This is a genomic window from Citrobacter sp. Igbk 16, from assembly GCF_028069755.1.
Classification (GTDB): domain Bacteria; phylum Pseudomonadota; class Gammaproteobacteria; order Enterobacterales; family Enterobacteriaceae; genus Citrobacter.
Genome location: NZ_JANEWJ010000009.1, coordinates 1 through 21,044, shown reverse-complemented (window position 1 = coordinate 21,044; position 21,044 = coordinate 1). Strand labels below are relative to the sequence as shown.

The window sequence follows — 21,044 nt, the reverse complement described above, 5'->3', positions numbered from 1 at the left end:
ATCGCAAGCATTTCATGTAAAAAAGCTGACTGAGAATGACCTTATTTACGCAGGTTGACGAAATGAAAAACTATGTGTGAAGTTGATCACACATTTAAACACTGTTAGGGTAAAGAGGTCATTAACCGCCCAATCAGGCGTCAACAGGTTCGGTTGTACTGCTCATTATCAGTCAGTGTAAGTAAACCTGCTACGCTTGTTACAGGGATTGCGCCTGTGCAATCCCCGCTCGGCGATGACCTTAGCGCATACGGCGTTGGGAGACTCGATCTGTAGCGCGACAGGGCTAAGTCTATGAGGACTGGTATGCTAAAAAGGAAAAAAATAAAGCCAATTACGCTTCGCGACGTCACCATTATTGATGACGGAAAACTGCGAAAAGCCATTACCGCAGCGTCACTCGGTAATGCAATGGAGTGGTTTGATTTTGGTGTTTATGGGTTTGTTGCTTACGCATTAGGTAAAGTGTTCTTCCCGGGGGCTGACCCCAGCGTGCAGATGGTTGCTGCACTCGCTACCTTCTCCGTTCCCTTTCTGATTCGACCGCTTGGCGGATTGTTCTTCGGTATGCTCGGCGATAAATACGGTCGCCAAAAGATCCTGGCTATCACGATTGTGATTATGTCGATCAGTACCTTCTGTATTGGGTTGATCCCTTCGTATGCGTCTATTGGTATCTGGGCACCGATCCTGCTGTTGCTGTGTAAGATGGCACAGGGCTTTTCGGTCGGTGGGGAGTATACCGGCGCGTCGATTTTTGTCGCAGAGTATTCCCCGGATCGTAAGCGTGGATTTATGGGCAGTTGGCTGGACTTCGGCTCTATTGCCGGGTTTGTGCTGGGTGCCGGTGTAGTCGTCTTGATCTCGACCGTCGTCGGTGAAGACAACTTCCTTGAATGGGGTTGGCGTATTCCGTTCTTCCTGGCACTACCGTTAGGGTTGATTGGTCTGTATCTGCGTCATGCTCTGGAAGAAACGCCTGCATTTCAACAGCATGTCGACAAGCTGGAGCAGGGTGATCGTCAGGGTCTGCAGGAAGGACCGAAGATTTCGTTTAAAGAAATTGCGACTAAACACTGGCGCAGCCTGCTGGCGTGCATCGGTCTGGTGATTGCGACCAACGTCACCTACTACATGCTGCTCACCTATATGCCGAGCTACCTGTCGCATAACCTGCACTACTCTGAAGATCACGGTGTGCTGATTATTATCGCCATTATGATTGGTATGCTGTTTGTGCAGCCGGTGATGGGCCTGCTGAGTGACCGTTTCGGGCGTCGTCCATTTGTGATCATGGGCAGTATTGCACTGTTTGTGCTGGCAATCCCGGCATTTATTCTGATTAACAGCAATGTCATTGGCCTGATTTTCGCCGGGTTGCTGATGCTGGCGGTGATCCTCAACTGCTTCACCGGGGTAATGGCATCAACGTTACCCGCGATGTTCCCGACACATATTCGTTACAGTGCGCTGGCCGCCGCGTTTAACATCTCGGTACTGGTTGCAGGTCTGACGCCGACGCTGGCCGCCTGGCTGGTGGAAAGTTCGCAGAATCTGATGATGCCTGCTTACTATCTGATGGTGATTGCGGTGATTGGTTTAATTACCGGTGTGACCATGAAAGAGACCGCCAATCAGCCGCTGAAAGGGGCGACACCTGCCGCTTCGGATATTCAGGAAGCGAAAGAAATTCTCGGTGAGCACTACGATAACATTGAGCAGAAAATCGAAGACATCGATCAGGAAATTGCTGAGCTACAGGTTAAGCGTTCGCGCCTGGTCCAGCAGCATCCGCGTATTGATGAGTAATGATGTCATTGCCTGATGGCATTACGTTTATCAGGCCTACGGGTAGCATTGTGCTTTGTAGGCCGGATAAGGCGTCAGCCGCCATCCGGCGCATAGCCAGAGTATTCGTGTTATTGCCTGTCGGCACTACGTTTATCAGGCCGACGGGTAGCATTGTACTTTGTAGGCCGGATAAGGCGTCAGCCGCCATCCGGCGCGCGGCCTTAAGGTTGGCTTAATCTCCGTAAGGCAAACTCTCCTCCAGATTATCGGAGGAGAGTGTCATGAAAACCCGTATTTATGAAAGTTTGACCACCGTATGCAGCGTACTGATTGTGAGCAGCTTTTTGTACGTGTGGGTGAGCTCTTACTGATCTTTCTCCAGTACCACCCAGGCGCGAGTACCACTAGCTCCTGGGCGGTTTTGTAAAAAGAACTGCCCGCGATGAAGCTGGGTAATTCGACTGACAATACTCAATCCCAGCCCAATGCCGCCGAAACGGCTGTCCATGCGTACAAACGCTTTGCTTAACTCCCCGCATTTACTTTCATCAATGCCAGGTCCCTCATCCTCGACGGCCATAATTGCATTTTGTTCCGCGTTAAGGTCAATCGTAATGTTGGTACCTTCCGGGCTGTAACGGTGGGCGTTTTCTACCAGATTTCGCAACAGCATCCGCAACAGCGTGGCGTCGCCGCGTACGATGACATCCTCTGCGCTTGCCGGTAGGAGCAACGTTTGTTGCCGCTGGTCCAGCATGGTGCTGAGTTCATCGTAGGAGGGCAGTATGACGTCCTCCAGCAGTTTGACATGCTGGTAATTCCCGGCCGAAAACGACTGACCCACACGGGCGAGTTGCAACAGCTGCGACACGCTGTCCATCATTTGGTCGAGACGGGTGATGAGCGGCGCAACGTCAACATTGTGGGTTTTTGAGAGCAATTCCAGATGCAGACGAACGCCGGATAGTGGCGTTCGTAGCTCATGGGCAACGTCAGCAGTAAACAGACGCTCGTTGTCGATAGTGGTTGTTAGCCGCGTGACCAGATGATTGAGCGCCGTCACTACCGCCTGTATCTCAATGGTGGAGCTACGGATATTAATGGGAGCCAGATTATCCGCTGTGCGAGTTTCTAACTCCTGTTGGAGATCGGCAAGAGGACGGGTAATGCGCCGCACCGCCTGATAGCAAATAATGAGCGTCAGGCTGACCATAAAAATGCCGGGGACGATCAGGCTGGCGATAGCCTCCCGGATCTCATGCATGATATGGCGATCGTTGTTACGGTTTTCGCGTAACGCCTGTTCGAACAGCTGTATTTGCTCGGTGCTTTCGTGCCACAACCAGAAGGTGCTAATCAGCTGGAAGACCAGTAGAATCAGGCCGATCGTCAGCATTAAACGCTGGCGAAGCGGGAGCGGTTGTTTTAGAAAACGCATCAAATTCACTTAGCTTTCCTCAGTAGCGGCCAGCATGTAGCCAAAACCTCGAACCGTGCGAATGCGTGATTTTCCCACTTTATCGCGCAGGTTATGGATGTGGACTTCCAGCGTATTGGTCGACGGTTCGTTATCCCAGCTGTAGATGTCGTTATACAGAATTTCCCGGTGCACCGGGCTCCCCGCTTTGAGCATCAGCCGCGACAATAGCGCATACTCTTTTGGCGTTAAGACAATTTCTTGTCCATCCATCCACACCTGGCGGCGGCCGATATTCAATGTCAGGTTGCCAATGATAATCTCACTTTCACCCTGATTGTTATGCCGGCGCAACAGCGCCCGAATGCGGGCATGCAGTTCTTCCAGCGCGAACGGTTTGACCAGATAGTCATCCGCGCCGACGTCCAGCCCGGTGATGCGGTCTTTCACGGTGTCGCGGGCGGTCAGGATCAGGACCGGAACGGTATATTTTTTCTGCCTGATGCGGGTCAGAAAATGCAGGCCATCCTCATCCGGCAAACCTAAATCCAGAACGACAAGACTGTAATGGCCCGTTTCCAGGCAATGTTCGGCGGCACGGGCTGTTGACACGCCATCGCAGGCGTAGCCTTCCGTTTGTGCGGCAAGTATCAGCCCCTGTAGTAACAGCGTATCGTCTTCAACAATCAGAATTTTCATTCGGTTAGCCTCCCTTGCATGGGTGCAGAATATCATCTGCTGACTGGTAATACTTGGTTTGTACGCCCGTTAATCCCAGCAGGGTTGAGAACAGATTATCCTGTGAGAAATCTTCTGAGCTGGCCCGTTTCTGCAAACATGTTTGAGAAATCTGGTAGCGTTGCTGATAGTCCTCTGAAAGCCACAACAGCATCGGTACATGTTTTTGTGTGTCAGGTGCAATCGAATATGGCAGACCGTGCAAGTAGACGCCGTTTTCTCCTAAGGATTCACCGTGATCGGAAAGATAAACCAGACTGGTGGTGAAATTGTCCTGATGCGCTTTCAGTATATTGATCGCTTTATCAACAATATAGTCAATGTACAGGATGGTATTGTCGTAGGTATTCACCAGTTGTTGCTGCGAACAAGTTTGAATTTCGTTGGTATCGCAGGTTGGGGTAAATTTCTTAAACTGTGGCGGATAACGGTTGTAATAGGTTGGACCATGGCTGCCGATGGTGTGCAGCACGATCACGCCGTCGCCCTTCAGGTTATTAATGTACTCTTCCAGTCCGTGGAACAGAACTTCATCGTAGCATTCACCGTTAATACACTGTCCTGGTAGGTTCAGTGCAGTCATATCCTGATGCGGTACACGGTCACAGGCACCTTTACAGCCGCCGTCGTTATCATTCCACAGAACATTAATTCCCGCCCGCTGGATGATATCGAGTACGCCTTCCTGATGGTGGGCCAGCTCTTCATCGTAGTGCGCTCGTGGCATGTCGGAGAACATGCAGGGTACGGAAACAGCTGTCGCTGTACCGCAGGATGTTGTACGCGGGAAATAAACGACATCATCTTTTTCCAGCAACGGATTGGTCTGACGTGAATAACCGGACAGAGAGAAGTTGTCGCCGCGTGACGTTTCACCGAGCACCACAATAGTGAGGTTCTTACGTTTTCCTTTCACCATTTCTGGATTGCGATGCGCATCTTCGCCAATACGTACCAGCGGCAGGTTGGCCAGCCTCTGGTGTGAATACCAGGATGACGTTGCCACGATGCTGTTGGACGGGCTGAGGGACTTAACCAGCTCTTTGTTATTACGAAACAGCGACGCGTAATCTTTATAGAAGAAGGCGGCGACCAGCACGATAAGCAGTGCCGATATCAGGATATTCGCAGCGCGATACAACACGCTGCGCAGCGCAGGCGTAATGGGTTTGATTCTTACCCAGCAGGCAACGATGGCGGCCAGAATGCCGCTCAGTCCCAGCGTCAGGAGCATTTGCGGTGTCATGAGGGCGAAGGTTTCAGCCGGTGTGGTATCCATCATGTTGGCGATCATCGAGCGGTCGATGATGATGCCGTAGGTCATGATGAAATACTGGGCGGACGCCCCGACCAAAATGAAGATGCACGCGACCAGGCGGTTAAGCCACAGGAAGGAGGCCAGCGTGAGCACGATATTCATGACGCTGAACGCGACAACCGGCATCGATAAGAACACCAGGATGTTGCGCAGTGAATCCAGCGGAAGGTCTTGCAGTACCTGTTTGTAGAACGCGATGTTCAGGAAGGTCGCAAGATAAAATGAGATCAGCAATAGCCAGCTGATTTGCCCGAGAGTCGGTCTTTTAAACAGGAGCTTTAACATTAAGGGGGTTCCATCGACTAAGTGGAGCGGATCCTCTCAAAGTAAAATTAAGCCAACATTAAGTTCTTAATGTTAGCAGGTACTGGTGGGGTGTGTGATGCGTAGGCCCGATGCGCTTATGTCATCGGGCAACGACGCTTACAGGCATTAATTATTGTTGGTCGGGGCATCCAGAGGATACGGGTTTTTATGGATCCGGTTGTAATTGAGCGCATACAGCGCGGTGATGACCATCAACATCACGAACGACCACATCACTTCTTTGGCACCAGAACCCACCACTGCCCAGATGCAGTAGACAAATGCCACGAAGGTCACCAGTAAGTACATCGGACGCGCTTTACCAAAGTGACCGTGTCCCAGCAGCAGCAAAGCGGCACAGGTGTACAGATAAGGCACCAGCGTGAAGATAACTGAGACGGAAGATACCAGACCAAATTCTTTTGCGGCGTTTGGCGACATGCTGCTGAACTGGAAGAGGGTCATCAGGATCCCGACGATAATGAGCCCGGCAACTGGTGTCCCCGCTTTGTTGACGCGAGCGAAAATCGGTGGGAACAGGCCGTCATCGGCTGCCGCTTTTGCGGTCTGGCCGGCAAGCAGCGTCCAGCCGCCCAGTGAGCCAAGGCACCCAGCTGCTGCACAGAAGGAGACAATGGCACCAGCGGTATCACCCAGTGCCATTCGTGCAGCATCACCAAACGGTGAGGCTGACACGCGCAGCGCAGCGTTAGGGATCATACCCATAATCGCCGTGGTTGAGAGAACGTAGCAGACGGCGGCAATCAGCACCCCGCCAATGGTGGCAATAGGGACGTTACGTTTCGGGTTTTTAACCACACCGGCGGCAACAGAGGCGCTTTCAACCCCAATGAACGACCATAAGGTTACGTTTAAGGTGCTTTGGATTGCGCCGAAGGTATTCATTCCGCTGACGTTCCAGGCTGCCATATAGGTTTCACCGCGGAACCAGAACCAGCCGAAGACGGCAATCCCGACGATCGGTACCAGCGCCAGTACCGTCGCAACGGCCTGCACGCGAGTGATCATTTTTGGACCGACAATATTCAGCAAGACGAAGATCCACAGTACAACGACACAAGTGAGCGTCAGGACCAGCGGATCTTTTAAAATGGGGAAGAAATAGCTCAGGTAACCCACACCAATAACGACCATGGCGATGTTACCAATCCAGCAGGCCAACCAGTACAGGACGTTAGTCTGGTAACCTAAAAAGGGACCGAAGCAGCGGCGTGCATAAGCGTAAGAACCACCGGGACTGGAGTCTAAGGACGACATTTTGGCGTACACCATCGACAGTGCCAGGGCACCGATAATAGTGACCAACCATCCGTAGATTGCAATCCCGCCAGTTGACGCCAGGTTTGCGGGTAGCAGGAATACACCGGAACCCATAATATTCCCCGACACCATAAGGGTGACGGGGATTAAGCCCACTTTGTGAGCATCAGCATCCGTCGACATATTTTTTAACTCCTGATAAGGATAAATGACGTCACATCATACCTCTTCAGAAGACTATTTTATGATGGCGGAACAGGGGTATCGCCAATGCTGATATTATTATGGCTCATCGCTAAATGATCAAAAATCAGGCAGCGGAGGGTTCCCGATGTTGACTGACATAATGCAGTGGCGTCATTCCATAGAACTCTTTGAATACGGAGATAAAGTATGAAGTACTGTTATATCCGCACAGCTGAGATACCTGTGAAATGTTTTTCCCGTCCATCATTAATTGATTGACGGCATAACGCATACGACACGTGGTTATTATTTGACTGTAACTTGTATTTTCATTTTTGAGCTTTTTCTTTAACAAACTGGGACTCAGACATAAGCAACTGGCGACCATGCTTAAATTCCAGTCTTTATGAATATCGCTCTCAATGATGTGGTAAACGCTGTCGCTGATGCGATTGCGTAACATATGCATAAGCAGGGAGATAAACTTTTTGCTGTCGAGAAAACGCGATAATACGGTGAACAGTAGTGAGCGGGTACGCTCATTTTCGCCTTCGTTTTGCGTTTCCATTACGCTGTGTTGAGCGGCAACCCGAAAGACATCCGGCGTCAGGCAGACGGCGGTCATCACTGGGTTGGCGCTACGTTGCCAGAGAGGGATCTGTGAAAGATCTTTATTTAAAAATCGTAGATAGTCTTTAATGACATCGCGACTGATATGTACGACCAGTGCGTTATTAAGTGAAGAGAAGTCGATAATATTATTATCACACGCCACCAGAGCCATGTGGTTAGCTTTTAAACTGATGGCTTCTTTACCGTTAATCCTTAACCAAACATCTTTCTCCGTTAATACAACAACACAAGCTTCTTTGCTGCAAAGCCTCATACCCAAACTCCCGGAATATGAATATCAAATACCGTAACTCAACACCTGCTGAGTAATAGCGGCTAAAAAAATTGTATGATGAATCAAGACAAGCGATAAAATAGCGTGATTTTTAGTAATTACAATATCTGTAGGGTTTCTTGGCATGTACATAATTTTTTACGCAAGTGGCAACGTACTATTTGCGTATAAAAAAAGCGCGGGGTGGTCCCGCGCAAAAGGTATGACAATGTTATTGTTTTGCAGCAATACTCAGGAATTACTCAACCATCACACGTCAACCTTATAAAAAATAGACTATCTAAAAAGCGACATTAGGCTTTCACGCACATGACGTGATACACACCGTCAATAATTTCCGTTCCTTCGGTTTCATGTTCAAAGCCAGGGAAATGATGATCCCAGGATTGCAACGAACGTAGATAACTAATCTGCGGGCTGTTGGCATCGCCAAAGTTTTCCCCGGACAGCAGCATCGGAATTCCTGGTGGGTAAGGAATGACGGAGTTAGCTGCGATACGGCCCGGCAGATTTTCAATAGCCACCATCTCAACGTTATCGCTGACTATCGCGTTATAGGCTTCACGCGGGGTCATTTCAGCAACAGGCAGGCCGGAGTAGGCCGCATTGAGTCGACTACCTGGGTTATTTTCTTTCAGCCAGGCAAACATGGTGTCGCCCAAATCGTGAATACCCATGTTTGCGTAAGTGTCAGGATGTTCCTCTACCAGTTCCGGCATCACCTGTGAGAGCGGGGTATTGGCATCGTAGTGATGTTTGAAAGAGCACAGCGTGTTAATCAGCGTGCCCCATTTACCACGGGTGATCCCCATAGAGAACAAGAACATAATCTGGAAATCGGTGGTACGGGTCGGTACGATGCCGTGGCGGCCAAGCCAGGCGGTAACCAGCGCCGCCGGAACACCGGTCTGTTCCAGTTCACCATCATCACCCATACCTGGAGCCAGAATACTGACTTTAATGGGGTCCAGCATGCTCCAGTTATCTGGCAGGTCTTTAAACCCATGCCAGGATTCACCAGGACGCATTACCCAGCAGTTCTGATCGGTCGTCAGGAGTTGAGTGGGGGCATCCGCAAAGTCATAGGTTTTTCCGGTTTGCGGATCGGTAACCACCTCTTTGTTCCACGGTTTGAAAAACCAGTCGCCCTCAGCCGTGAATTCTTTGTACAACCGTGCCATCGCCTGACGGAAATCGACGGCTTCATCGATCACTTCCTGGGTGAGCGACAGGCCACTGTTACCGTCCATCATGGAAACTGCCACGTCGTTTGATGCACAGATGGCATACAGCGGAGACGTGGTGGCATGCATCATGTACGCCTGGTTAAAGCGGGAGAAATTTACCGCTCCACGACCTTCACGGACGTGAATGTAAGATGCCTGAGAGAGCGCATTCAGCAACTTATGGGTCGAGTGGGTGGCAAAAACGGTTGGGCCGCTATGGTCGCCAGGTGCACCACGCATAGCGTAGTGATCGGCATAAATCGGGTTGAAACGCGCATAGCCGTACCAGGCTTCATCGAAATGAATGCGATCGCTGGTCTGGGCTAACAGATCCTGCGCCTCTTTTGCGTTGTAGCAGACACCGTCATAGGTGCAGTTGGTTACAACGCTGTATGACGGTTTCTGTCCTATTTTGTCTTTCGTCAGCGGGCTTTCGCTGATTTTTTTCTGCAATGTTTCAGGTTGCATCTCCTGCGGGTAGATAGGCCCGATAATGCCGTAGCGGTTGCGGCTTGGCACCATGTACACCGGTTTTGCCCCGGTAAGAATGAGCCCTTGTTCAATGGATTTATGGCAGTTACGGTCCAGCACTACCACATCGTTATCAGTCATGCATGCCTGCATGATGGTGCGGTTAGAGCCAGAAGTACCGACCACCACGGACCATGAACGATCAGCGCCGAAGACACGCGCGGCATATTTTTCGCTTTCACCAAACGCGCCAGTATGGTCAAGCAGCGAACCCAGTGACGCGCGTTCAATACCCATGTCGCTACGGAATAGGTTTTCACCGTAGTAGTCATGATAGAAACGACCGGCCGGTGTTTTAGTAAATCCCACGCCGCCCTGATGACCAGGGGCTGCCCAGGAATATTCGTGGATGTCACTGTATTTCATCAGCGCGCTGAACAGCGGCGGTAACAGTTGTTGGCGATAACGGGTCATCGCAGCAACGGCGCGCCCGGCGATAAAGTCAGCGGTATCTTCGAGAATCCAGGCGAATTCATCGACAAGCTCCAGCAGATCGCGATCCAGCGATGCAGTGGCTTTTTCCCGATCGCCCAGCAGGAAAACGGGGACGTTTTGCTGGCGTTCGTGGAGCTTGCCGATCAATTGCCTGACATTCAGGTGTTCATCTTGTTGTTCCATTTGATAGCTGAACATCAGGCAATCAATGGCTTCATTTGCCGCGAGGATGGCATAGCCATCGTCGAATGAGGTGGACTTAATGACGGTAACATTTTGGCGACTTAAGGCATCAGCCAGACGCTCGACAGCGCTACCAACCCAGGTGTCCTGATGCAGAAACTCACTTTCAACAATTAATACTTTCATCATCTTTTACCCGGTAGTGGAGAGGTTGCAATGTATGGATTGCAGACACACCGTATGAATGTGACGCAGGCAAGTATTATCCTGACGAATTGGGCTGTAAAGTGGTCGAGAAATGAGCTTATTTTTTTTTATTCCTTTATAAACAATCAATTGGTATTGAACGAAGGCAGTTTTTCGGCACTGTTTATCGACAGGGGAATTATTTTTTTGGCTGATACTGATATTGCCTGATGGGAAGTGCTGTCAGTGGGCATGTGTTTGCGCCATCCGGCGCTTAACCGGCCATCGATTGTCGATGTTGCTGGCTCAGTTTGCGGTACTGCTGTGGTGACATGCCGACAAATTTGCTGAAAGTATCGTAAAAACGACTGCTGGAGCGAAACCCGGCGGTCAGGGCGACGTCCAGAATGGTTTTGTCGGTGTCGCTCAGTAATGCGCGAACGTGGTTGATACGCATCGCGGTAATGTACTGCTTCATGGTGAGTTGCATCACGCGCTGGAAAATCCCCATCGCATAATTGGGGTTGAGCTTCACGTGATCCGCAACATCGTTGATGGTGAGCGCCTGATCGTAGTTGTCGGCAATAAAACTAAGCATTTGACTCACGTAAAACTGCGCGTGGCGTGAAACGCTGTTTTTGTGCGTGCCCGCGGTTTTATTGACCAGGATTGGCTGCCAGCCGGAGAGGCTAAACCGCTTGAGCATCAGGCTAATTTCATCGATGGCAAGCTGGCGAATTTGTTCGTTCGGGCTGCTCAGCTCCTGTTGCCAGCGCTGAACTTCAAAGGTGCTCAGTTGCTGAGAGGCTTGTGATTTGATGACCATACCATGAGTGACGTGGTTGATCAGTTCACGGTCCAGCGGCCAGGAGAGAAACAGGTGCATGGGTAAATTAAAGATAGCCATGTTCTGGCAGGCACCAGGTCGTATTAACTGGTGCGGCGTACAGGCCCAAAACAGGGTGATATGGCCCTGTTTTATCTGCACCACTTCGTTATTGATCAGGTATTCCACATCGCCGTCGAACGGTACGTTAACCTCCACCTGTCCATGCCAGTGGCTGGTGGTCATGGCGTGCGGCGCACGTAGTTCGATATCGAGACGTTGATATTCCGAGTACAGCGACAGTGGGCTACGGGTTTGTTTTTCATCGCTGTTGCACATGTGCGGATCGGGGGGAAGCGCTGAGATTGGCGGCGTGGTCATGGTAGCTCCAGTTCCTGATTGTTCAGAATCATGCCATTTTTCAGCGGATAAGACTGCGAATCGGCGCGCAAATCAGGTCACCATTACCGGGTAGTGTGCTTTTTTGAACCCGGATACTCTGCTTTTTGGTAAAAATTGTCCCAGAAACTCAGTTTTCATCCGGGCGAAAAGGCGAACTGAGTTTTTGGGAGTACTCAGTGCAGAAGCCGGACGTTTTTCTCGCATCCTCATGCCACCATGACGTTCATCACCCCACGCTCTGGAGAGTCATGATGTCTGCACCCAAAATTACTTTTATCGGCGCGGGATCGACGATTTTCGTGAAGAATATTCTCGGAGATGTCTTTCACCGCGATGCGCTGAAATCCGCGCATATTGCTTTAATGGATATCGATGCCGTCCGCCTGGAAGAGTCGCATATTGTGGTGCGTAAGCTGATGGACTCGGCTGGCGCTTGCGGCCAGATCACTTGTTATACCGATCAAAAAGCGGCATTGCAGGATGCCGATTTTGTAATTGTCGCCTTCCAGATCGGCGGTTACGAGCCGTGTACCGTGACCGATTTTTCCGTGTGTAAGCGCCACGGTCTGGAACAAACGATAGCCGACACGTTGGGGCCTGGTGGCATTATGCGCGCACTGCGTACGATTCCGCATTTATGGCAGATTTGTGAGGATATGACTGACGTCTGCCCGCATGCCACCCTGCTTAATTATGTTAATCCCATGGCGATGAACACCTGGGCAATGTATGCACGCTATCCGCATATTAAACAGGTTGGGTTATGTCATTCGGTGCAGGGAACGGCGGAGGAGCTGGCCCGTGATTTGGATATCGACCCTACTTTTTTGCGCTATCGCAGCGCCGGGATCAACCATATGGCGTTTTATCTGCAACTGGAGCGTAAAACGGCTGATGGGACCTATGTCGATCTCTATCCGGAACTGCTGGCAGCTTATGAAGCAGGACTGGTCCCGAAACCGAATATCCACGGCAATACTCGCTGCCAGAACATTGTGCGTTATGAAATGTTCAAAAAATTGGGGTATTTCGTCACCGAGTCGTCGGAACACTTTGCTGAATACACGCCGTGGTTTATCAAACCGGGTCGTGAAGATCTGATTGAGCGCTATAAGATTCCGCTGGATGAATATCCGAAGCGCTGTGTAGAGCAGCTAGCGAACTGGCATAAAGAGCTGGGAGCGTACAAAACGACGGCGCGCATTGATATCAAACCGTCACGGGAATATGCCAGCATAATCATGAACGCTATCTGGACCGGAGAACCCAGCGTGGTGTATGGCAATGTTCGTAACGACAACTTGATCGATAACCTGCCGCAGGGCTGTTGTGTCGAGGTGGCTTGTTTGGTTGATGCCAATGGTATTCAGCCGACAAAAGTGGGTGCTCTCCCGTCTCATCTGGCGGCGATGATGCAAACGAATATCAATGTTCAAACCCTGCTGACGGAAGCTATTCTGACGGAGAATCGCGATCGTGTTTATCACGCGGCGATGATGGATCCGCATACCGCTGCGGTATTAGGGATTGAGGAGATTTATGCGTTGGTGGATGATCTGATTGACGCACACGGCGAGTGGTTGCCGGCCTGGTTGCATCGATAAGGTCCATTTAGCGTCTGCCGGATGCACGTTATCGACATCCGGCAGTATGTATATTTAGTTAGCGCTTACTAACCTGTAGCGACGTAGCTGTACACAGTGAACTCGCGCCAGCACAAGCACCGTCGTTAGCGCGCCGAGCAGGGCGCAGAACATATCCGACTGGGTATCCCATGGATCGCCCTGCGTACCCAGGAAGTCATCCGCGCCTTGTCCCATCGCCAGTGCCGCCCACCATTCAATGAGCTCATAAGTGGCGCTGATTGCCAGTGCTACGCAGCAGACTAAAAACGCTAACATCTTGCGGCCGCGGACAATATTGCCGCGGACTAAAATCTCTCTTGCCGTCAGGGCTGGCACCAGTCCCTGGAAAAAATGGCCCAGTTTGTCATAGGGGTTGCGACTGAGATCCAACCACGTCTGCACTTCAAAACCAATGGGGACTTTGGCGTAGGTATACATGCCGCCAACCATCAAAATGATGGCATGAAAGAAGATGAGCGTGTAGAGCATGGGGGTCAGCGGATAACGCCTCATGGTGGCGAGCAGTACTGGCACAACAATAATGACCGGCGTAACTTCCATCAGCCAGGTTAATTTCTCGGTGGCGCAGAAGCCGGTGTAGATAAGGATCAGCGCCAGCACTATAGCGCCAGTGTTCAGTATTACAGGATTCAGTGTGCGGAGCATGGCGAATTCACAAGTAATGGAAAATATTACTATTCACTGTGAACGGCGAAAATTCAACGCCAGTTAATGGGGGGATAAAGTTGGCCCGGGGGGATCACTGGGCTGGCACCAAAAATTTGGTGTCAGTCCAGTGCCGGGCCGAATAGGTTACTTCGCGCAGTTAGCGCATTGTTTGCTCACGATTTGCTGGAAGAAATCGTTGCCTTTGTCATCGACCAGGATGAAGGCAGGGAAATCTTCAACTTCGATTTTCCAGATAGCTTCCATTCCCAGCTCCGGGTATTCCACGCATTCCAGATGCTTAATGCTCTGCTGCGCCAGTACAGCTGCCGGACCCCCGATGCTACCTAAGTAGAAGCCGCCGTGTTTATGGCAGGCGTCGGTCACTTGCTGGCTGCGGTTACCTTTTGCCAACATGATCATGCTGCCGCCATGGGACTGCAGCAGGTCAACATAGGAGTCCATACGACCCGCAGTGGTTGGACCCAAAGAACCGGACGGGTAACCAGCCGGCGTTTTCGCCGGACCTGCGTAGTAGATCGGGTGATCTTTCACGTACTGCGGCAGACCTTCGCCGGACTCGATACGTTCTTTCAGCTTCGCGTGGGCGATGTCGCGACCCACAATGATTGTACCGCTCAGCGACAGACGGGTGGATACCGGGTACTGAGAAAGCTGGGCAAGGATCTCTTTCATCGGACGGTTAAGGTCAACTTTAACCACTTCGCCTTCGCCGGCCTGGCGCAGAGATTCCGGGATGTACTGGCCTGGGTTATGTTCCAGTTTTTCAATCCAGATACCTTCGCGGTTAATCTTGGCCTTAATATTACGGTCTGCGGAGCAGGAAACGCCCATGCCTACCGGGCAGGATGCGCCGTGGCGAGGCAGTCGAATCACGCGGATGTCGTGAGCAAAATATTTCCCGCCAAACTGGGCGCCGAGGCCGAGTTTCTGGGCCTCGATCAGCAGCTCTTGTTCCAGCTGCAGATCGCGGAATGCCTGACCGTGAGCGTTACCTTCAGTCGGCAGCGCATCATAGTAGTGTGTGCTGGCCAGTTTCACCGTTTTGAGGGTGCTTTCTGCTGACGTACCACCAATCACAAATGCGATATGGTACGGCGGGCAAGCTGCAGTCCCCAGCGTACGCATTTTCTCAACCAGGAAGTTTTTCAGTTTGCCGGGCGTCAGCAGTGCTTTCGTTTCCTGATACAGATAGGTTTTGTTAGCAGAACCGCCGCCTTTTGCCACGCATAAGAATTTATATTCGTCGCCGTCCACGCTGTACAGGTCGATTTGCGCAGGCAGGTTAGTGCCGGTATTCACTTCTTTGTACATATCCAGCGCCGCGTTTTGCGAGTAGCGCAGGTTATCTTCAATATAGGTATTAAATACGCCTCTGGAGAGCGCCGCTTCGTCACCGCCACCGGTCCAGACGCGTTGGCCTTTTTTACCCATGATAATGGCCGTGCCGGTATCCTGACAGGTTGGCAATACGCCTTTGGCGGCGATTTCGGAGTTTCTCAGGAATTGCAGCGCAACGTATTTATCGTTTTCGCTGGCTTCAGGATCATGGAGTATGGAGGCGACTTGCTGTTGGTGTTCGGGGCGAAGCATGAAGGAGGCATCGTGGAAGGCTTGCTGGGCCAGTAGCGTAAGTGCTTCAGGTGCTACTTTCAGGATTGACTCGCCTTCAAACTCGCCGACGCTGACATGATCGGATGTCAGCAGGTAGTACTCAGTTTTGTCTTCCCCCAGTGGGAAAGCCGCCTGGTAAGTGAATTCAACTTTTGACATTTGCTTCCAGCCTTTTCATTTTTATCAGGAATTTAAAAATTCTCTGCGTCTTAAAGGTGGCGTGCCGCACCATAGCGGACGGCACGCGAAGTGTGATTACAGGAAACCGTACATTGCGGCGAAGACCCAACCAAAGACACAGGATACGCTTACGCCGATCAAACCAGGCAGAATGAAGCTGTGGTTGATAACGAAACGACCAATGTGGGTGGTACCTGAACGGTCAAACTGAATAGCAGCCAGATCGCTCGGGTAGGTCGGCAGAATGTAGTAACCGTAACATGCCGGAGCAGAAGCAACGATGTACGCTGGATCAACCCCGATAGCCAGTGCGACCGGAACGATAGCCGCCAGCGCTGCAGCCTGAGAGTTTACAAACTTGGAGACTAACAGCAGGACGATCGCATAGGCCCACGGATGTTCTTTCACCATCTCGCCCAGTACGCCCTGAATTTCAGACATATGCGCACCGAACATGGTTTCGGCCATCCAGGCAATACCGTACACCGCAACAATCGCGATCATACCTGAACGGAAGACTTCATTTTTTGAGATAGATGCGGGATTCGTTTTGGTTAAGATAATAATCAATGCGCCAGTCAGCAGCATGAACATCTGGATAACCAGTACCATTGACAGCGGTTTGCCACCAAAAGAAGGGCGCAGTTCAGATACGGCACCGAGCACGGCAACAACGGCGATGGCTGCGAGGAAGATCCACATGGCAAGCCAGTTACTTTTCGGCAGTTTTTTGTCTAACAGCGTTGCCGTGTCGCCATACACATAGTGATGGTTTTCAGGTACGGAAATAAACTTCTGGAACTCTTCGTCTTTATCCAGATCTTTACCACGGAACCAGCTGAAAATACCGATAGCCAGGATACCCAGCAGGGTAGATGGAATGGTGATGCCGAGCAGGTCGAGGAATTCGAGGTGCTTGCCTTCAAATGTCACGTTACCCAGCATCGCAACCAACGAGACAACGGCTACGGAAACCGGGCTGGCGATAATCCCCATCTGTGCACCGATAGAACTCGCCGCCATCGGACGTTCCGGGCGAATATTGTTCTTAATGGCGACGTCATAAATGATCGGCAGAATGGTATACACCACGTGACCGGTACCGCACAGGATAGTCAGGGTACAGGTAACAAATGGTGCAACGATAGAAACGTATTTTGGGTTACGACGCAGCAGCTTTTCAGCTATTTGCAGCATAACGTCAAGACCGCCGGAGGCTTGCAGGGTTGCAGATGCGGCCACCACGGCAATAATAACCAGCATTACATCGACAGGGGGTTTACCCGGCTGGAGATGGAACACGAAAACCAGAATAACCAGGCCGATACCGCCTAACAAACCTAGCGCGATACCGCCCTTTCTGGCGCCATAAAACAAACATATTAATATTATGAGAAGTTGTATACTAAATAACATTTTATTTACCCTCGCGAAAAACCCAGTCAATTTTTTGAAAAATGGATCTGTGGCACATTCTTTTTTGCCGGAATAAGCATCAAAAAATGGTCAGTATTCGATATGTCCGTATTTGCGATTAATGTTTAAATATCTGGCTAGAATGTTTTTATAAATTTTTGGAAGTATTTAGCTTTTTTCTATGGCATTGATCGGAGGAAAGAATCCTCAGGCGATGGGAAGTCGGGCTGGTTATGAAGCGCTGCGGCTGACGCTGTAGTTTGGCTGGCTTACACCGGTTTTCTGGGTGCTGACCGTCGGTTCTACGTTGTCCGCTATTACGTGAAACACCGGTATACAAGGTGAGTGTATTTTTTATGTGATCGCGGTCACGCCATGTCATGTGGTAATGAATCTGGCGTACGGATACGTTTATTTGCTCACAAAAATGTACGGTGTCCATAGTACGTAGCATGGTCTCCATTGCTACCAGTCTAGATTTTTATGTCTGATTAAATTCAGACTAATCCTTTAGGAGTAAAAATACACACTCTGTGAGTTAGTTAATACTTAATTAACTTTTGTTAGCGATTTTGAAATTAAAAACAGTGTGATGTTTATCAATAACAAAATAATAAATTTAACATGTCTGATACAAATATATTTGATCTAACGCAAATTCACTATTTATCTGTTTTAGCGGGATGAAAAGGGATTTTTCATTATTTTAATAATTGTTACTTTTATATAACGAATAATCCCTGGGAGAGTTTTATTGGCAGTATTGCTTAAGTAATGAGTAATGCTCTGCCTGAACGCGGTAGCGGTAAACCGGTCGGCCAGTAACACCATAGTGGATGCTGGTAAATAAGATATGGCAATTGACGAGCCAGATAAGGTATTTACGGCATGAGACCCGGGAGATATTAACCTCGTTAGCCAACTCATCTGTGGAGAACTCCTGGTCCTGGTGCTCATCAATCCACTGGCACAGCGTGCGTAACGTTTGTGGTGTCAACCCCTTGGGTAAGCGCCGCGTTTCCTGCTCGCTGGAAGAGCTACCATGAATCAGTTGGTCAAGCTCTGACTGTTCATAGTACTGGTGCTTCTCCATATCCGTTTTCTTTTGGAGCCAGTTGGTTAAGGCTTCTTCAAAGCGTGAGGCCTGAAACGGTTTGATCAGATAGTCAACGACACCGTAGTGGAGTGAGTCTTTGATGGTTGTTGCATCGGCGGCGGAGGAGATGACGATGACATCACATTTACAGCCTTCGCTGTGCAGAATGGGTAACAGGTCCAGACCGTTTTCTTTCTGCATATAAATATCCAGTAGAATCAGGTCAATATGATGTTCGCCATGAAAGATGATCTCTTTGGCTTTTTCGAGAGTTGAGGCCGTTCCGCAGCAATGAAAACCAGACAGCTGCGCGACATAACGGCGGTTTAACTCCGCTACCATTGCATCGTCATCGACAATTAAGACATTGATCATCTGCTGGCCCTCTCACCATTCCACGGTAACTGTACAAAAAATTGGGTGAAGACCCCAGGTTCGGATTCGACGGAAATATTGCCGCCAACGTTTTCAACCTGCTGTTTCACAAGTGCTAAACCGACGCCTCGCTCGGTTCCTTTTGACGAGACGCCCTTCTCAAAGATGTGGTCGATGTGTTCGGGGGCGATCCCTGGACCATCGTCATTCACTTCGCAATGCAACCAGCCGTGTCGATAATGTAAGGATACGCTGATCTCTCCCCCCGGTTCTTGACCTAGCGCCTCCAGGGCGTTCTCAATCAAATTACCCAGTACGGTGATCAACACCGCCACCTGATCTTCATTACTGTTTTCCGGCAACTGGCTTTCATTACTAATGATCAGGCTATGACCTAAATCAGATGTGCGATTAATCTTACTGAGTAAAAAGCCAGCGATCACCGGTGATTTTATTTTGCCTAACAGTGAGCCAATCTCTTCCTGATAATTGTTGGCCGTCTTAATGATGTAATTTTCCAACTGCTTATAACTTTTCAGGTGCAATAATCCCAGAATCACGTGTAACTTGTTCATGAATTCGTGGGATCGTTCACGAAGTGCATCGGCATAGTTGACCATACCATCCAGACGTTGCATGAGTTTACGGACTTCTGTCTTGTCTCTGAACGTTGAAATTGCCCCGATGATTTTGCCATTGCTCAGTACGGGAACGGTGTTGATTAAAAGCAGTCGGTCCTTCACCGTGATCTCCTCATCACGGCGTGGCGTTCCATCACGTAGCACCTGCGAAAGATCAACGACTTGAGACCACGCATGGCTGAGTGTGGAGAGCTGGGCATCATCTTGCGACTTACGGTAATCCAGCAGCTCCTGAGCGGCCTGGTTTATCAGTGTGACTTCACCACTATCATCAACGGCAATGACCCCCTCCTTTATAGAGTGCAGCATCGCCTGGCGCTGTTCGAACAGGTTGGATATTTCATAAGGCTCCAGACCAAACAGAATGCGTTTGAGAACCTTCACCAATACCCAGGTACCGAGTAACCCAACCAGAACGCCAAATAAGATGGACCAAAAGATACTGCCGCGGCTGTTATTGATCTGTTCGGTGACCCTGCTTAACTCGAGACCAATCGACACAACACCAATCTGCTGGTGATGTTCGTCATAAATGGGGGTGAAAACGCGTAGCGCTTTAGCCAGAAAGCCGCGATTAATTGCAACGTTCTCTTTGCCCTGTAACGCCAACAGGATGTCGTCACCTTTAAACGGTTGGCCGATACGTTGTGCTTCAGGGTGTGAATAACGAATGCTTTTCATATCCGTGACAACGATGAATAAAAAATCGTTGCGCTTATTTACCGCCTGAGCAATTGCCTGGATACCACTGTCCTCAGGCTTTTTCTTGAGCCCCTCGCGGATTTCAGGAGAGTTTGCCAACGTTCGCGCTACCGCAAGTGCTTTGTCTGCTAATGCATCACGTGTCGTGTTGCTGATTTGCGAGAAGTAAATCAAATGAACGACGAGCAGCACAGAGAAGAGGACAGCACTGACCATGAGGATCACGGTTGTGCCGAGTTTCATCGGGCGTTTGCGTATAGCAGTTCGTTGCAGAGGGTGTCTCATCGCAGTCCTGGAATCACTATTTGTACGGGTATTATCGCCTGATGAGGTACGTAATTCAAAGGTAGTAGGGGATCCGGGCGCTCCCGCCGCCATCCCTTCTTATATATGTAGTAGAAAACGGGCATCCGTTATTTTCTTTCTATATGGAAAAGAGAATTCAAGGTTGGTTTCTTCTTTTTCCGGGATGTGATGCAGGAAATATTGACGGCTTTGTGGATAACTCTGTGTGTAAATGGGTATAAGGCGGGCTTTTGCTGGGGATTGCAGCAGTCAGTCATTTTTCTGTCATTTAAGGGTTGCGGGCTGAGGGAAACTCCCTATAATGCGCCTCCATCGACACGGCGGATGTGAATCACTTCACACAAACAGCCGGTCCGGTTGAAGAGAAAAATCCTGAAATTCAGGGTTGACTCTGAAAGAGGAAAGCGTAATATACGCCACCTCGCGACAGAGCGCTAAAGCGCGTCGCAACTGCTCTTTAACAATTTATCAGACAATCTGTGTGGGCACTCGAAGATACGGATTCTTAACGTCGCAAGACGAAAAATGAATACCAAGTCTCTTGAGTGAACATACGTAATTCATTACGAAGTTTAATTCACGAGCATCAAACTTAAATTGAAGAGTTTGATCATGGCTCAGATTGAACGCTGGCGGCAGGCCTAACACATGCAAGTCGAACGGTAGCAC

The 21,044-nt window shown here is 50.0% G+C and carries 15 protein-coding genes and 1 rRNA gene; 4 read left to right on the top strand and 12 right to left on the bottom strand.

The genetic code is table 11. The features are described 5' to 3' along the window. Positions 1-306: 306 nt before the first annotated feature. Both proP and pmrR read left to right on the top strand, forming a co-directional pair. Positions 307-1,809 (top strand): glycine betaine/L-proline transporter ProP, encoded by a 1,503-nt coding sequence (gene proP, locus NNO03_RS08240; protein WP_271442524.1) that lies wholly within the window; start codon positions 307-309, stop codon positions 1,807-1,809. A gap of 263 nt (positions 1,810-2,072) precedes the next feature. Then, on the top strand, positions 2,073-2,162 hold the full coding sequence (gene pmrR / locus NNO03_RS08235; protein WP_003826741.1) for an LpxT activity modulator PmrR: 90 nt from the start codon (positions 2,073-2,075) through the stop codon (positions 2,160-2,162). On the opposite strand, the gene pmrB is transcribed toward pmrR, so the two are convergent. The 7 genes from pmrB to melR form a co-directional block, all read right to left on the bottom strand. Beyond that, positions 2,156-3,238 (bottom strand): two-component system sensor histidine kinase PmrB, encoded by a 1,083-nt coding sequence (gene pmrB / locus NNO03_RS08230; RefSeq protein ID WP_271442522.1) that lies wholly within the window; start codon positions 3,236-3,238, stop codon positions 2,156-2,158. The two genes, pmrR and pmrB, sit on opposite strands and share 7 nt — an antisense overlap. Continuing rightward, positions 3,239-3,907 carry a two-component system response regulator PmrA gene (pmrA, locus tag NNO03_RS08225; protein WP_048213870.1) on the bottom strand — a complete coding sequence of 223 codons (669 nt, stop codon included), beginning with the start codon at positions 3,905-3,907 and terminating at the stop codon, positions 3,239-3,241. A gap of 4 nt (positions 3,908-3,911) precedes the next feature. After that, positions 3,912-5,549, bottom strand: a complete 1,638-nt coding sequence (gene eptA, locus NNO03_RS08220) for a phosphoethanolamine transferase EptA (RefSeq protein WP_271449269.1) — start codon at positions 5,547-5,549, stop codon at positions 3,912-3,914. Between the two features lie 147 nt (positions 5,550-5,696). Continuing rightward, a complete protein-coding gene (gene adiC / locus NNO03_RS08215; RefSeq protein WP_137382877.1) occupies positions 5,697-7,034 on the bottom strand; it encodes an arginine/agmatine antiporter in 1,338 nt (445 codons plus the stop codon). Between the two features lie 127 nt (positions 7,035-7,161). Beyond that, entirely contained in the window at positions 7,162-7,923 is a 762-nt protein-coding gene (locus tag NNO03_RS08210) for an AraC family transcriptional regulator (RefSeq protein WP_137382902.1), read from the bottom strand. A gap of 314 nt (positions 7,924-8,237) precedes the next feature. Continuing rightward, positions 8,238-10,505 carry an arginine decarboxylase gene (gene adiA / locus NNO03_RS08205; protein ID WP_271449307.1) on the bottom strand — a complete coding sequence of 756 codons (2,268 nt, stop codon included), beginning with the start codon at positions 10,503-10,505 and terminating at the stop codon, positions 8,238-8,240. Positions 10,506-10,779: 274 nt separating this feature from the next. Beyond that, positions 10,780-11,712 (bottom strand): transcriptional regulator MelR, encoded by a 933-nt coding sequence (melR, locus tag NNO03_RS08200; protein WP_271449268.1) that lies wholly within the window; start codon positions 11,710-11,712, stop codon positions 10,780-10,782. A gap of 269 nt (positions 11,713-11,981) precedes the next feature. Here melR and NNO03_RS08195 point away from each other — a divergent pair, with 269 nt between their 5' ends. Continuing rightward, a complete protein-coding gene (locus tag NNO03_RS08195; RefSeq protein WP_271449267.1) occupies positions 11,982-13,337 on the top strand; it encodes an alpha-glucosidase/alpha-galactosidase in 1,356 nt (451 codons plus the stop codon). A gap of 54 nt (positions 13,338-13,391) precedes the next feature. Here NNO03_RS08195 and NNO03_RS08190 read toward each other — a convergent pair whose 3' ends face one another. The 5 genes from NNO03_RS08190 to NNO03_RS08170 all read right to left on the bottom strand — a co-directional run bounded on the left by NNO03_RS08190 (position 13,392) and on the right by NNO03_RS08170 (position 20,354). Further along, positions 13,392-14,024, bottom strand: a complete 633-nt coding sequence (locus NNO03_RS08190; protein ID WP_271449266.1) for a DUF2238 domain-containing protein — start codon at positions 14,022-14,024, stop codon at positions 13,392-13,394. A 147-nt stretch (positions 14,025-14,171) separates the two neighbouring features. Beyond that, positions 14,172-15,818 carry a class I fumarate hydratase FumA gene (fumA, locus tag NNO03_RS08185; protein ID WP_137382873.1) on the bottom strand — a complete coding sequence of 549 codons (1,647 nt, stop codon included), beginning with the start codon at positions 15,816-15,818 and terminating at the stop codon, positions 14,172-14,174. Positions 15,819-15,914: 96 nt separating this feature from the next. Beyond that, complete coding sequence (gene dcuB, locus NNO03_RS08180) at positions 15,915-17,255, bottom strand: anaerobic C4-dicarboxylate transporter DcuB (RefSeq protein WP_048213861.1); 1,341 nt, start codon at positions 17,253-17,255, stop codon at positions 15,915-15,917. A 751-nt stretch (positions 17,256-18,006) separates the two neighbouring features. Beyond that, complete coding sequence (gene dcuR / locus NNO03_RS08175) at positions 18,007-18,726, bottom strand: two-component system response regulator DcuR (RefSeq protein WP_005132485.1); 720 nt, start codon at positions 18,724-18,726, stop codon at positions 18,007-18,009. Then, positions 18,723-20,354: a sensor histidine kinase gene (locus NNO03_RS08170; RefSeq protein ID WP_271442868.1), complete on the bottom strand. Its 1,632-nt coding sequence runs from the start codon at positions 20,352-20,354 to the stop codon at positions 18,723-18,725. Before NNO03_RS08170 ends, dcuR begins: the two co-directional genes overlap by 4 nt. Positions 20,355-20,969: 615 nt before the next feature. Here NNO03_RS08170 and NNO03_RS08165 point away from each other — a divergent pair. Then, a 16S ribosomal RNA gene (locus NNO03_RS08165) occupies positions 20,970-21,044 on the top strand; the annotation flags it as partial.